13 protein-coding genes are annotated in these 13,326 nt (G+C 65.9%); 6 read left to right on the forward strand and 7 right to left on the reverse strand.

The annotated features are described in order from the left end of the window. Window positions 1-206: 206 nt before the first annotated feature. On the reverse strand, window positions 207-1,805 hold the full coding sequence (locus NGB94_RS10150) for an ABC-F family ATP-binding cassette domain-containing protein (RefSeq protein ID WP_325790511.1): 1,599 nt from the start codon (window positions 1,803-1,805) through the stop codon (window positions 207-209). Window positions 1,806-2,244: 439 nt separating this feature from the next. Between NGB94_RS10150 and NGB94_RS10155 the strand changes: the two genes are divergently transcribed. Genes NGB94_RS10155 through NGB94_RS10165 form a run of 3 tightly spaced genes read left to right on the forward strand, consistent with a single transcriptional unit; the run spans window position 2,245 to window position 4,099 of the window. Continuing rightward, complete coding sequence (locus tag NGB94_RS10155) at window positions 2,245-2,751, forward strand: biotin transporter BioY (RefSeq protein WP_325790512.1); 507 nt, start codon at window positions 2,245-2,247, stop codon at window positions 2,749-2,751. Next, window positions 2,748-3,461: an ABC transporter ATP-binding protein gene (locus NGB94_RS10160; RefSeq protein ID WP_325790513.1), complete on the forward strand. Its 714-nt coding sequence runs from the start codon at window positions 2,748-2,750 to the stop codon at window positions 3,459-3,461. Before NGB94_RS10155 ends, NGB94_RS10160 begins: the two co-directional genes overlap by 4 nt. Continuing rightward, window positions 3,458-4,099 carry an energy-coupling factor transporter transmembrane protein EcfT gene (locus tag NGB94_RS10165; RefSeq protein ID WP_325790514.1) on the forward strand — a complete coding sequence of 214 codons (642 nt, stop codon included), beginning with the start codon at window positions 3,458-3,460 and terminating at the stop codon, window positions 4,097-4,099. Before NGB94_RS10160 ends, NGB94_RS10165 begins: the two co-directional genes overlap by 4 nt. A 56-nt stretch (window positions 4,100-4,155) precedes the next feature. Here the strand turns inward: NGB94_RS10165 and NGB94_RS10170 are convergent, their stop codons facing one another. The 5 genes from NGB94_RS10170 to NGB94_RS10190 form a co-directional block, all read right to left on the reverse strand. Beyond that, window positions 4,156-4,485, reverse strand: a complete 330-nt coding sequence (locus NGB94_RS10170; protein ID WP_152228009.1) for a metal-sulfur cluster assembly factor — start codon at window positions 4,483-4,485, stop codon at window positions 4,156-4,158. Window positions 4,486-4,520: 35 nt separating this feature from the next. Next, a complete protein-coding gene (sufC, locus tag NGB94_RS10175) occupies window positions 4,521-5,291 on the reverse strand; it encodes a Fe-S cluster assembly ATPase SufC (RefSeq protein ID WP_325790515.1) in 771 nt (256 codons plus the stop codon). Between the two features lie 64 nt (window positions 5,292-5,355). Continuing rightward, on the reverse strand, window positions 5,356-6,711 hold the full coding sequence (gene sufD, locus NGB94_RS10180; protein WP_325790516.1) for a Fe-S cluster assembly protein SufD: 1,356 nt from the start codon (window positions 6,709-6,711) through the stop codon (window positions 5,356-5,358). Continuing rightward, window positions 6,711-8,183 (reverse strand): Fe-S cluster assembly protein SufB, encoded by a 1,473-nt coding sequence (gene sufB / locus NGB94_RS10185; protein ID WP_325790517.1) that lies wholly within the window; start codon window positions 8,181-8,183, stop codon window positions 6,711-6,713. Before sufB ends, sufD begins: the two co-directional genes overlap by 1 nt. Next, window positions 8,183-8,947 (reverse strand): helix-turn-helix transcriptional regulator, encoded by a 765-nt coding sequence (locus tag NGB94_RS10190; protein WP_325790518.1) that lies wholly within the window; start codon window positions 8,945-8,947, stop codon window positions 8,183-8,185. Before NGB94_RS10190 ends, sufB begins: the two co-directional genes overlap by 1 nt. A gap of 163 nt (window positions 8,948-9,110) precedes the next feature. On the opposite strand from NGB94_RS10190, the gene NGB94_RS10195 reads away from it, so the two are divergent. Genes NGB94_RS10195 through NGB94_RS10205 form a run of 3 tightly spaced genes read left to right on the forward strand, consistent with a single transcriptional unit; the run spans window position 9,111 to window position 11,811 of the window. Beyond that, window positions 9,111-10,070 (forward strand): ABC transporter ATP-binding protein, encoded by a 960-nt coding sequence (locus NGB94_RS10195; RefSeq protein ID WP_325790519.1) that lies wholly within the window; start codon window positions 9,111-9,113, stop codon window positions 10,068-10,070. Continuing rightward, complete coding sequence (locus NGB94_RS10200; protein ID WP_325790520.1) at window positions 10,067-10,810, forward strand: ABC transporter permease; 744 nt, start codon at window positions 10,067-10,069, stop codon at window positions 10,808-10,810. The genes NGB94_RS10195 and NGB94_RS10200 overlap by 4 nt, the downstream gene beginning before the upstream one ends. 5 nt (window positions 10,811-10,815) lie before the next feature. Beyond that, the gene (locus NGB94_RS10205) at window positions 10,816-11,811 is read left to right on the forward strand and encodes a COX15/CtaA family protein (RefSeq protein WP_325790521.1); all 996 of its coding nucleotides are present in this window, start codon (window positions 10,816-10,818) and stop codon (window positions 11,809-11,811) included. Window positions 11,812-12,335: 524 nt separating this feature from the next. Here the strand turns inward: NGB94_RS10205 and NGB94_RS10210 are convergent. Next, a complete protein-coding gene (locus NGB94_RS10210) occupies window positions 12,336-13,232 on the reverse strand; it encodes a heme o synthase (protein ID WP_325790644.1) in 897 nt (298 codons plus the stop codon). Window positions 13,233-13,326: the final 94 nt, after the last annotated feature.

Raw genomic sequence — 13,326 nt, forward strand, 5'->3', positions numbered from 1 at the left:
CGGAGCCAGACGGGCATTACCGTGGGACATGAAGACCTCTTGGGTTCGGCTGTGTGTGGTAACCACCAAACCTAAGAGGTCTTCACCCTATTCACGTGTAACCAACGTGGTGTCTCAGTACAACTAGGTGCTGACCGGGCCATCCCCGACACAGAAAGGCCGCCGCCCCCGAAAGGGGCGGCGGCCTTTTACGATCTGCGCTGGGCTTACGCCAGCGTGACGAGCTCCAGGTAACCCTCGTTCCAGTGGTCTTCGTCGCCGTCGGGCAGCAGCACGACGCGCTCCGGATTCAGGGCCGCAACGGCACCTTCATCGTGGCTGACCATAACGACGGCGCCGGAGTAGTTGCTCAGGGCGCCCAGGATCTCCTCGCGCGAGGCCGGATCAAGGTTGTTGGTGGGCTCGTCCAGGAGCAGGACGTTGGCGGAGGACGCCACGATGGTGGCCAGCGCCAGGCGCGTCTTCTCGCCGCCGGAGAGCACGCCGGCAGGCTTGTCGACGTCGTCGCCGCTGAACATAAAGGAACCGAGCACGCTGCGGACCTCGGCGTCGTCCATGTCAGGTGCGGCGGAGCGCATGTTCTCCAGCACCGTGCGGTCGGTATCCAGGGTTTCGTGTTCCTGGGCGTAGTAACCGATCTTCAGTCCGTGCCCGGGAATGATGCGCCCGGTGTCCGGCTGGTCCACCCCGGCCAGCATCCGCAGCAGGGTGGTCTTGCCGGCACCGTTCAGGCCCAGGATGACCACCTTGGAACCGCGGTCGATGGCGAGGTCGACGTCCGTGAAGATCTCCAGCGAACCGTAGCTCTTGCTCAGCCCTTCGGCCATCATCGGGGTCTTGCCGCAGGGAGCGGGATCGGGGAAACGCAGTGCGGCCACCCGGTCCGTGGCGCGCACGGAGTCCAGGCCGCTCATCAGGCGGTCCACGCGCTTGAGCATGCTCTGTGCTGCGGAGGCGCCGGAGGCGCGGGCCTTCATCTTGTTGGCCTGCGCCAGCAGGGCTCCGGCCTTCTTTTCAGTGTTGGCGCGTTCGCGCTTGCGGGCCCGCTCATCCGTCTCTCGCTGGATCTTGTAGCGCTTCCAGTCCATGTTGTAGATGTCGATCGTGGCGCGGTTGGCGTCCAGGCTGAACACCTTGTTGACGGTCGCTTCGAGCAGCCCGGTGTCGTGGCTGATCACAATCAGGCCGCCGGTGTGGTTCTTCAGGAACTCACGCAGCCAGGCGATTGAGTCGGCGTCGAGGTGGTTGGTGGGCTCATCGAGCAGCATGGTCTCGGCATCCGAGTACAGGATCCGGGCCAGTTCCACGCGGCGGCGCTGGCCGCCGGAGAGAGTCTTCAGCGGCTGGTTCAGCAGCCGGTCCGGCAGGGCCAGGTTCGCGCAGATGGTCGCGGCCTCAGACTCGGCGGCGTATCCGCCGGCCGAGAGGAACTCAGCCTCCAGCCGGTCGTAGCGCTTCATTGCCTTCTCGGAGACCTTTGGATCACCGCTGGCCATTTCGTCCTGGCACTTCTTCAGCTCGGTGAGGACCTTGTCCAGGCCGCGGGCAGAGAGGATGCGGTCGCGTGCGAGCTGCTCCATGTCAGGGGTCCGGGGGTCCTGCGGCAGGTAGCCGATGTCACCGGTGCGCTTGATATGCCCGGCTGCCGGAAGGGTCTCTCCGGCGAGCACCTTGGTCAGCGTGGTCTTGCCGGCGCCGTTGCGGCCCACGAGCCCAATCTTGTCTCCCTTGTCCACACGGAATGAAACCGCTTCCATGAGCAGGCGTGCGCCGGCACGCAGCTCGAGTTCAGATACGGCAATCACTAAGGAGGGACCTTTCGAAGGAAATGGATTGGGTGTGCGTTGTACGCGTTTCGGTACGCGGATTCTGCGAAGGCAGCCTTTCAAGTCTACCGGCTTTGGGAGATTTGTAGGAACCCAACAAAGGAAAACGCCCCGAACCCGGTCTAGTCTCGGCAATACCGGGGTTCCTTCCCCGAATCACTTGCCCTCACCTTGTAGGACACCAACGAAATGAGCCTGAATGCCTGCCGCTCCCGACCCCGCTGCGCCTGCCCCTGCTTCCTCCCGCCCGGCCACCTCCCCCGGCGCGTCCTCCCCGCGAGATGGCAGAAACCGCACGAATAACGCCCCTGACGGGCAGTTTCTGTCATCCCGACGTGGATGGAGCGCCGCCGACCTTTCCTACATCGCGGTCTTCGCGGCACTTGTCGCTGCGTTTTCACTGCTGCCGGGTATTCCCTTGGCTGCCGGCGTTCCCATTACGCTGCAGACCCTTGCCGTCGCGCTGACCGGCATGGTCCTCGGCCCCGGCCGGGGGGCTGCGGCTGTGGGCCTCTATCTGGTGGCAGGATTGGCCGGTCTTCCCGTTTTCAGCGGATTCAGCTCGGGGCCGGGGGTCCTCGCGGGCCCCTCGGCGGGATACCTGCTCTCCTTCCCGCTGGCAGCCCTGGTGGCGGGGCTCCTGGTGCGCGCGCTTCTGCCGCGTATCCGCCGTGCCCGCTTTGCAGTCCTTTTTGCTGCAGGGCTGTGCACCAGTTTCCTGGTCATCCATCCGCTGGGCATCGCGGGCATGATGCTGAACGCCAAGCTGTCCTTTCCTGCCGCGCTTGCAGCCGACGCTGCCTTCTGGCCCGGAGACGTGCTGAAGAACCTGGCCGCGGCCGCCGTGGCAGTCAGCGTGTTCGCGGCCTTCCCCCGGATGGCGCCGGGATCCAGGCCGCGGCGGAAAGCCGCCCGCCGCTCATGACGGTGCACTTCAGCGGTGCCGAAGTCCGCGCGCCGGACGCGGAGCCGGAGGACCCGCCCATCCTGCATCCGGTTTCCCTGGAGCTGCGCGAGCCGCGCATCGCCGTCATTGGAGCCAACGGTTCGGGCAAGTCGACCCTGCTGCGGCTGATCAATGGACTCCTTCTGCCCTCCGCCGGCAGGGTCTGCGTGGACGGGGCGGACACCGCCCGGCAGGGGTCCCTGGTGCGCCGGCGCGTGGGTTTTGTCTTTACCGATCCGCTGTCTCAGCTGGTCATGCCCACGGGGCGCGACGACGTCGAGCTCTCCCTGCGCCGGAGCATACGCAGCGCAGCCGAACGCCGGGCGGCCGCTGAGCGGGTACTCGACCGTTTTGGCCTCCTGCATCTGGCTGACCGCAGCATTTACGACCTGTCCGGCGGTGAACGCCAGCTGATGGCGCTGGCAGCGGTGCTGGCAACGGGGCCGGACATCCTCGTGGCGGATGAACCCAGCACGCTGCTGGACCTGCGCAACACCGTCCGGCTGCGGAAGCTCCTGGCCGGGCTCCCCCAGCAGGTTATCTTCACGACCCATGACCTGGATTTCGCAGCTGACGCAGAGCGGGTGCTGGTGGTGGACGGCGGCCGCATTGTCAGTGACGGCCCGCCGGCGCAGAGTATTGCCGCGTACCGGATGCTCGCAGCCGCGGCAGACGGAGCGGGCCGGTGAAGAACGGCATGCACCTCGGCGCGTACCGTCCCGGCAGCACCCGGGTCCACCGGGCTCCGCTGTGGCTGAAGGCCGCCGTCGTCCTTCTGGGTTCCGCGGTGACGCTGGCTGCGGCCCATCCGGCAGCCACCGGGGCAGCGCTGCTGCTGACCGCGCTTGGCTATGCCGGAGCCGGGCTCCTGCATGAACTTCCCCGGCCGCTGAAACTGATGTGGCCGGTACTGCTGATCCTGGGTGCCTTCCAGCTCTGGCAGGCCGGTGTCTGGACGGCGGTGACGGTGACCGGCAACATCACGGTCTGTGCGCTGGCGGCGCGGCTGCTGGTGCTCACCGTTCCGGTACCCGTACTGCTCGACGGCGTTGTGGCATTGGTGCGCCCGCTTCGGGTCTTCGGTACAGATCCGGAGCGGTTTGGCCTGGCCCTGGCCCTGATGCTGCGCAGCGTGCCCTATCTGCTCGGGTCGGCCTCGGACGTCCGGGACTCCGCGAAGGCAAGGGGCCTGGAACGGAATCCGCGGGCGCTGGCCGTGCCTGTAGTGATCCGCGCGGTTGCCTACGCGCAGCAGACCGGCGATGCCCTTGCAGCGCGCGGGATCGGCGAGCCGGACCGGGGCGGACCTGCCGGCACACACCTGTAGGCACGCGAAAAGGGCGGGCACCCCGGTGGGTGCCCGCCCTTTACTAAATGCGGTGCCTAGATATTGAAGCCCAGGGCCCGCATCTGGTCACGGCCGTCGTCTGTGATCTTTTCCGGACCCCACGGCGGCATCCACACCCAGTTCAGCCGGAACTCGTCGACGATCCCTTCCAGGGCCTTGCCGGTCTGCTCCTCGATGACGTCAGTCAGCGGGCAGGCGGCAGTTGTCAGGGTCATGTCGATGAGCAGGGCTCCGTCCTCGGCGTACTTCAGCCCGTACAGCAGGCCCAGGTCAACGACGTTCACCCCCAGCTCCGGGTCGATGACGTCCTTGAGGGCCTCTTCGACGTCCTCCAGGGACGTCTGGGCCAGGTTGGCGTCGCTCATGTTCTGCTCCTCGTTTTCCGGCGTGCCTGGTGTGCTCAGGCGCTGACTGCGCCGGTCTTGGTGAACCGGTCGTAGCCTTCTTCTTCAAGGCGGTCGGCGAGCTCGGGGCCGCCCTGCTCGGCGATCCGGCCGTCAACGAACACGTGGACGAAGTCCGGCTTGATGTAGCGCAGGATCCGCGTGTAGTGCGTGATCAGCAGGGTACCCATGTTGCCGTTTGCGTGCTCACGGTTAACACCTTCGGAAACAACCTTCAGCGCGTCAACGTCCAGGCCGGAGTCGGTCTCGTCAAGGATGGCGAACTTCGGGTGGAAGAGCTCGAGCTGCAGGATCTCAACGCGCTTCTTCTCACCGCCGGAGAAGCCTTCGTTGACGTTGCGCTGGGCAAAGTCGGCGTCGATGCGCAGCTGGGACATGGCGTTCTTGACGTCCTTGGTCCAGTGGCGCAGGGACGGCGCTTCGCCGTCGATAGCCGTCTTGGCGGTGCGCAGGAAGTTGGTCATGGTGACACCCGGAACCTCGACCGGGTACTGCATGGCCAGGAAGAGGCCTGCGCGGGCGCGCTCGTCAACGCTCATCTCCAGGACGTCTTCGCCGTCAAGGGTGATGGAGCCGCTGTCAACGGTGTAGCGCGGGTGACCGGCGATGGTCGAAGCCAGGGTGGACTTGCCGGAGCCGTTGGGGCCCATGATGGCGTGCGTTTCGCCGGTGTTGATGGTCAGGCTGACGCCCTTCAGGATCTGCTTCTTGACACCCTGTTCGGTCTCAATGCTGACGTGAAGGTCCTTGATTTCAAGAGTGGACATGCGTAGTTTCGCTTTCTCTTTGCACGCGTGCGGTGCGGTCTGCAGGTTGGGAGGAAGTAAGGGCCTAGGCCGCGACGACGGCGAGCTCGCGCTCGACGGCGGCGGTCAGGCGCTCTTCCAGTTCCGGAACCTTGATCTGCTGGATGATTTCGTTCAGGAAGCCGCGCACCACAAGGCGGCGTGCAATGTCCTCGGGGATGCCCCGGGCCATCAGGTAGAACAGGTGCTCGTCGTCGAACCGGCCGGTGGCGCTGGCGTGGCCGGCACCTTCGATGAGACCGGTTTCGATTTCGAGGTTCGGGACGGAGTCAGCGCGGCCGCCGTCGGTCAGCAGCAGGTTCCGGTTCACCTCGTAGGTGTCGGTTCCTTCAGCTTCCTTGCGGATCAGCACGTCGCCCACCCAGACGGTGTGCGCGTCCTTGCCCTGCAGGGCACCCTTGTACATGACGCGGGACTTGCAGTTGGCCACGGCATGGTCAACGAACAGGCGCTGCTCCAGGTGCTGGCCGGCGTCAGCGTAGTACAGGCCGTACATCTCGACGTCACCGCCGGTGGCAGTGAACTTCGAGGAGGGCGTGATGCGTACCAGGTCGCCGCCGAGGCTCACGGCGACGTGCTTGAAGCGGGCGTCGCGGCCAATCCGGGCGTACTGGGCGGACGCGTGCACGGCGTCGTCGTCCCAGTCCTGGACGGTGATGACGGTGAGTTCAGCGCCGTCGCCGACGAGGATCTCAACGTTCTGGGACAGCGTGGCGGAACCCTTGTGGTCCAGCACGACGACGGCCTTGGAGAAGGCTCCGGCCTCAATGACAATGTGCTGGGCTGCAGGCTCCGTGCCGGCGCCTGTGATGGACAGCGTCACGGTGCCGTCGGCCTGGGTGTCCTTGGGGATGCTGACCAGGGTGGCCTCGGTGAAGGCTTCCCAGGCTGCGGCTGCAACCAGGTCCTCGGGGATGCCGGCAGTTCCGATCCGGGAGTCGTCGCGGCCGATTCCGGCCACGGTGACACCCTCGGGAGCCACGACGGCGACCTCGGGGGCCGTACCGGTCAGCTCCTGGGTGTGCAGGCCGCGCAGGCGCTTCAGCGGCGTGAACCGCCAGTCTTCTTCGCGCCCGGAGAGCTTGCCGAAATCCTCCCGCTTGTAGGAGGTGGGGCGGCCGGCACGGGAGCTGTCGGGAATGCCTGCCCCGGCGCCGTGGCTGTGCGACTTGCTGCTGTCACCGCCCAGAACAGGGGAAGCATCGTTCAGCGGGGAAAGGTTTTCGCCTTCTTCGGTGAACCCGTCAATGCGGACCCGGCGGTCCCCGGAGGGAGCCCCGATGCGCGCCTTGACGCCTTCCACTGCGTTGCTGACCTTCTCGGCCACGGTTTCAGCGACGTTCTCGGCTGCGTTTACTACGGTGTCGTTGAGCTTCGACATTAACCGACGGCTCCTTCCATCTGGAGTTCGATGAGGCGGTTGAGTTCAAGGGCGTATTCCATCGGCAGTTCACGGGCGATCGGCTCGATGAAGCCGCGCACGATCATGGCCATTGCCTCGTCCTCGGGAAGGCCGCGGGACATCAGGTAGAACAGCTGCTCCTCGCTGACCCGTGAGACCGTTGCTTCGTGGCCCATGGTCACGTCGTCCTCGCGGATGTCCACGTAGGGGTAGGTGTCCGACCGGGAGATTGTGTCCACCAGCAGCGCGTCACAGCGCACCGTGTTCGCGGAGTTCTTCGCGCCTTCACGGACCTGGACCAGGCCGCGGTAGGCAGCACGGCCGCCGCCGCGGGCCACGGACTTGGAAATGATCGAGCTCTTGGTGTTCGGCGCGATGTGGACCATCTTCGAGCCGGTGTCCTGGTGCTGGCCTTCGCCGGCGAAGGCGATGGACAGGGTCTCACCCTTGGCGTGCTCGCCAACCAGGTAGACAGCCGGGTACTTCATGGTGACCTTGGAACCGATGTTGCCGTCGATCCACTCCATGGTGGCGCCTTCGTGTGCGATGGCGCGCTTGGTCACCAGGTTGTACACGTTGTTGGACCAGTTCTGGATGGTCGTGTACCGCACGCGGGCGTTCTTCTTCACGATGATCTCGACGACGGCCGAGTGCAGCGAGTCCGACGTGTAGATCGGCGCGGTGCAGCCTTCGATGTAGTGGACGTAGGAGTCCTCGTCGGCGATGATCAGCGTGCGCTCGAACTGGCCCATGTTTTCCGTGTTGATACGGAAGTACGCCTGCAGCGGGATCTCGACGTGGACGCCCTTGGGCACGTAGACGAATGAGCCGCCGGACCAGACTGCGGTGTTCAGCGAACCGAACTTGTTGTCGCCCACGGGGATGACGGTGCCGAAGTACTCCTGGAAGATTTCCGGGTGTTCCTTCAGGGCGGTATCGGTGTCCAGGAAGATGACGCCCTGGGCTTCGAGGTCCTCGCGGATCTGGTGGTAGACAACCTCGGACTCGTACTGCGCGGCCACACCGGCAACCAGGCGGTTGCGCTCAGCTTCGGGGATGCCCAGCTTCTCGTAGGTCTCGCGGATGTCTTCGGGAAGCTCTTCCCAGGAACCGGCCTGCTTCTCGGTGGAGCGCACGAAGTACTTGATGTTGTCGAAGTCGATGCCGGAGAGGTCTGCGCCCCAGGTCGGCATCGGCTTGCGGTCGAAGTACTTGAGGCCCTTCAGACGCAGGTCCAGCATCCATTCCGGTTCGTTCTTCTTCGCCGAAATGTCACGGACAACCTCCTCGGAGAGGCCGCGGCGGGCGTTGGACCCGGCGACATCCGAGTCGGCCCAGCCGTACTCGTAGGTACCAATGCCCTCGAGTTCGGGGTTCTTTTCCAGAATGTCTGAAATCACGGAGTCGGGCACCTCAGGTGCCTCGGCCTTCCGGGTTACTTGATCCGTCATCACGGCCTTTCTTGCTGATGAGTGGATGTGGACTGGGTGGTTGCGGAGCCCACCGGCTGGTGAGGCGCAGACTTCGAACGGCCCACCGGGATGTGGGTCGTACAAACGTGCCCGCCGCGGGAGAGCGTGGACAGCCTGCGCACGTCCACCCCCAGCAGCCGGGAGAAAACTTCGGTCTCCTTGTCACAGAAGACGGGGTAGGCACTGGCAAGCGCCTGGATGGGGCAGTGCCCCTGGCACAGCTGGATGCTCAGCAGGGTGCTGGGTGTCCGGCTGGTGCCGATCATGGTTGTGGATGCCACGAAACCGTCCCTGGTCAGTTCCGCCGACAGCGCCTGGGCGCGGTCCTCCAGGGAGGGTCCAGCGGCGTCGAGCACCGGGCGGTACCGTTCTTCCATCTTCCTGAACCGTGCCGCCGCGAAAGCCTCGATGGCTTCGGGTCCCGCAGCTGCGCCGAGTGCCCGAAGGGCTTCGGTGGCGATGGTCAGGTAGTCGTTGCCCAGGTAGGACTGTCCCTGCTGGCTCACCACGTAGCGGCGTGCCGGCCGGCCGGCGCCGGCTCCGGGGCTGGAAACCCGCTTGACTTCGATCAGGCCCTGCCGCTCCAGCGCGTCAAGGTGCCTGCGCACGGCAGCCGGCGTGAAGCCGAGCCGTTCACCAAGTTCTGCGGCGCTGACCGGGCCGTGCTCCAGCACGGCACCGAGCACGCGGTCCCGGGTGCGCTCTTCCGATTCCCTTGCGGCGGCCTGAGGAGCGGTTTTCACCGCCCCGTTCTCCGCCGGAGGGGTCTCCGTCTCTGAACTCTTCACAGAATACACAACACAATCATGACCTAATCCATTCCTCAAGGCTACTAAGGCCATGCTTCCCACGGCCCAGGCATGGGGGCTGGCGGGGGCAGGAAGGGACTACTACCTAACGTAGAATATGGGGGTGCCTAAAGACGAACCCTGCCTGACTATCACCGGCCTGATCCGGGACCTTGGTCCCGTGCCGGGGCTGGACGGCAAAATGATCCGGGTGCTGGCCGGGGTTGACCTCACTGCGCGGCGGGGCCAGGTCACCGCCCTGCTCGGCGCGAACGGTGCCGGCAAGACCACGACGCTGGAGTGCGCGCAGGGCCTGCAGCCTATCGACGGCGGGGAAGTACGGCTGCTTGGCGAGGCGCCCTGGGGTGCCGGTGCCGGGCTGCGTGCGCGTGCCGGCGTGATGCTCCAGGACGGCGGGCTGCCCCCGGCGGCGCGGCCGGTTGCCCTTCTGCGGCACATTGCCAGCATGTACAAGGACCCGCGCGACGTCGATGAGCTGGTCCAGCGGCTGGGCATCAATTCGTTCGCCAAGACCGGTATCCGCCGCCTTTCCGGCGGACAGCGCCAGCGGGTGGCCCTCGCTGCCGCCCTGGTAGGCAATCCCGAAGTGCTCTTCCTCGATGAACCCAGCGCCGGCCTGGATCCGCAGTCCCGGCAGATTGTCTTCGAGCTGATCCAGGAACTCCGGGATGAAGGCCTGGGGATCATTCTCACCACCCATCTGCTCGACGACGCCCAGCGACTCGCGGACTACGTCTACATCATTGATGACGGGCGGACGGTGGCACAGGGAACAGTCCCCGAGCTGACCGCACGTACCGCAGCCCATGCATCCGGCCGGGAACTTGCCTTCGAGGCGGCCCCCGGGCTCAAGCCGGAGCCGGCGGGGCTGGAGCACCTGGCGTTTACCGAAGACTCCCCCGGGCGCTATGTGCTCCGAGGTGAATTCAGCCCGGCCGACCTGGCTGCGCTGGCAGGCTGGTGGAGCCGGGCAGGCATCCTGCCGGACAGTATCCATATGGCATCCCGCACGCTGGAGGACGTTTTCCTCGAACTCTCCGGAAAGGAGATCCGATGAGCGCCCCGGCTTCACTGTCGGTCCGGGTCTTTAACCAGGGCAGGTACGAGGCAGAGACCATGCTGCGCAACGGCGAACAGCTGATCCTCGCCGTCGTGCTTCCGCTCCTGGGTCTAATCGCACTAAGCGTGACCCCGGTACTGGACTCCTATGGCCCTTCCCGCATCGACACCGCTGCGCCCGGCATCCTGGCGCTGTGCGCGCTCTCCACGGCCTTCACCGGGCAGGGCATCGCAACCGGCTTCGACCGCCGCTACGGCGTACTGCGTTTCCTTTCCACCACTCCCCTGGGCCGCGCCGGCCTGATTGCGGGCAAAGTGATTGCGGTGCTGTCCGTCCTGGCTATCCAGGTGGTCCTTGTCAGCGCCGTCGCGCTCCTGATGGGCTGGCGTCCTTCCCTCCCTGGCCTCCCGCTGGCCCTTCTGCTGCTGGTGCTCGGGGCGGTTGCGTTCACTTCCCTGGGCCTGCTGGTGGCTGGAACTGTCCGGCCCGAGGCTACGCTGGCGATAACCAACCTGCTGTGGATCCTTCTGGCAGGCGTGGGCGGTATTATTCTTCCCGCGGCCAGCCTGCCGGCGGATGTGGAACCGTTCGTCCAGCTGCTCCCCTCGGCCGCGCTGGGTGACGTGATGAGATCAGCCCTTATTGATACGCAGTTCAACCTTTCCGCCACGCTCATCCTGCTGGCGTGGACAATCCTGGGCAGCCTCGCCGCTGTCCGCTGGTTCAAATGGAGTTAGTTCCCGTGTCCAACACCCCCGCCCCCGCCCCTGCGACCCGGACGGCTGCGCCTTCCGGAGCCCCTGCGACCAGCAGGCTCGTCCGATCCCTGGCGGTGGCCACGCTGGTGGCCAACATTGCCATTGTGGTCACCGGCGGCGCCGTGCGGCTGACGGCGTCGGGCCTCGGATGCCCTGAGTGGCCCCTCTGCACCCCGGATTCGCTGGTCACCACGCCGGAGATGGGCGTCCACGGCATCATCGAGTTCGGCAACCGGCTCCTCACGTTCGTCCTCGCAGCCATTGCTTTCGGAATGCTTGCCTCCGTGTGGAAGTCCCGCCGCTCCCGCCCCGACCTGCTGCGCCTTTCCATTGCGGCACTCGCCGGGATCCCGGCGCAGGCCTTCATTGGCGGCATCACCGTCTGGACCGGCCTGAACCCCTGGGTGGTTGGCCTGCACTTCATCGTCTCAATGGTGATCATCAGCGTGGCCGTGGTCCTGGTGAACCGGGCCTGGCTCAGCAGCGACGGCGTCGCAGGACGGCACGCTCAGCTGGCTGACCGCCCCCTGCGTCCGGTCATCTGGGCGATTGGAGCCCTTTCCGCAATCACCGTGGTTCTCGGTGTGATCGTCACCGGTTCGGGCCCCCACGCCGGAGACCACGGTGCCGCCCGCAACGGACTGAACCCGGATCTCGTGACCCGGCTGCACGTGGTGCCCGTTTACCTGCTGGTCTTCGCGACAGCCGTGGCGCTGTACCTCGTCTACCGCCGTACCGCAGACAAGCGCCTGCGTTCCTCGCTGGTGCTGTTCACCGCCGTCGTGCTGGCACAGGCCGTCATCGGGTACGTACAGCACTTCCTGCACCTGCCGATCGTCCTGGTTGCGATGCACATGCTCGGCGCTTCGCTGCTGACTGCGGCCGCTGCCCACGTTGTCTACACCGCACTGTCCCGGAAGGTTCCGGGGAAGGCGCCTGCCGAGGCGCAGGACTCCAGCCGGGTTCCGGCTGCCGGGTAGGCACAGCGGTCTACTGGCCCGGATACAGCAAGATCCCGTGGAACCCGGCGGTTCCACGGGATCTTGCCGTATCCGGGCTTGAGCTGTCCCTGGAGGGGGCGAGCCGCCTGAGGGCCCGGATGGTGCGCCCGGCGGTGGGCTCTGTTGGGGGATGCCTGGCAGCGACGGCGGTGGCGAAGTTCGACGGGGACGGGCACCGGAGGGAGCCAGGAATCCCACGTTCAGTTACGGGTGTTACCTGACGTGACCACAGCGGTCCCAGCCGTAACTTCGGCTGGGAAACCGTGCAGACACAGAGTCGGGAACCAGACACGGTGCCGGGAACTGCAGGCGCCCTAAGGCCCTGCGCCCATAGTGGCCGTGTCCGGCGGGAAGAAAATAGCGCTGCGTCTGGAGCTGAGACGTCCGGCGCAGGCACCAGGTGTCCGGGCGCCCTACAGCCCATGCAACCGCCGGGACGTGTCAAGCGCACAAGCTACGGACCCAGGGACCACTCGTCCGGTTCCCCGCAGGGCGGCAGGAACCTAGAAGACCGGACCGCCGACGAAGGGGTCGATCGCGAGGGCAACAAAGAGAATGGTGAGGTAGCTGATCGAACCATGGAAGACCTTCATGGCCGACTTGTCCGATACCTCTCCGCGCTGGGCCCGGGAGTGCAGGCGATGCGTCTCGGCGAGGAACCAGATACCGCTCAGCACGGCGCCGGCGGTGTAGACCCACCCGGCTCCGCCAACGGGGATCAGCAGAAGCGAGCACACCACGGTGGCGTAGGCGTACAGGACAACCTGCACCGAGACGAGCTTGGCACCGGCAACCGCACCCAGCATGGGTACGGAGGCGTTGCGGTAGTCCTCGCCGTACTTCATGGACAGCGGCCAGTAGTGCGGCGGCGTCCACAGGAAAATCACGGTGAAGAGGATGACCGCGGGCCACTCAACGGTGTTGGTGACGGCGGCCCAGGCGATCAGCACCGGCATGCAGCCGGCGATTCCGCCCCAGACAATGTTCTGGGTGGTGCGGCGCTTGAGGATCAGCGTGTAGAAAACGACGTACAGGAGGATTGCGCCCAGCCCGAGCAGGCCGGTGAGCGGGTTCGCACCGAACCAGAGCAGGGCAATGGAGACGATGCCGAGTACCCAGCCGAACACGAGGGCCTCCCGCGGGCTGACCTCGCCGGTTACCAGCGGGCGCTTTTCGGTCCGGCGCATCAGCCGGTCCATGTCCCGGTCGATGTAGCAGTTGAAGACGCCGGCGCTGGCAGCTGCCAGCGCCCCGCCAACCATGGTGGCGACCATCAGCCAGACGGAGGGCACGCCGCCGTGCGCAAAGAACATGGTGGGCAGTGTGGTGACCAGCAGGAGTTCAATGACGCGCGGCTTCGTGAGGGCCACGTAGGCCCGGAGCTTACGTCCCACGCTCATTTTCCCGGTGTATACCGGAACCTCGGCGGGGGCATGCTGCGTACTCACGAAACGATCACTCAGTCCTGTCTGGAATCCTGTCTGGGCCCTAAAA

Origin of the sequence: Arthrobacter koreensis, assembly GCF_035792275.1 — a bacterium.
In the GTDB taxonomy this organism is placed as follows: domain Bacteria; phylum Actinomycetota; class Actinomycetes; order Actinomycetales; family Micrococcaceae; genus Arthrobacter_B; species Arthrobacter_B koreensis_A.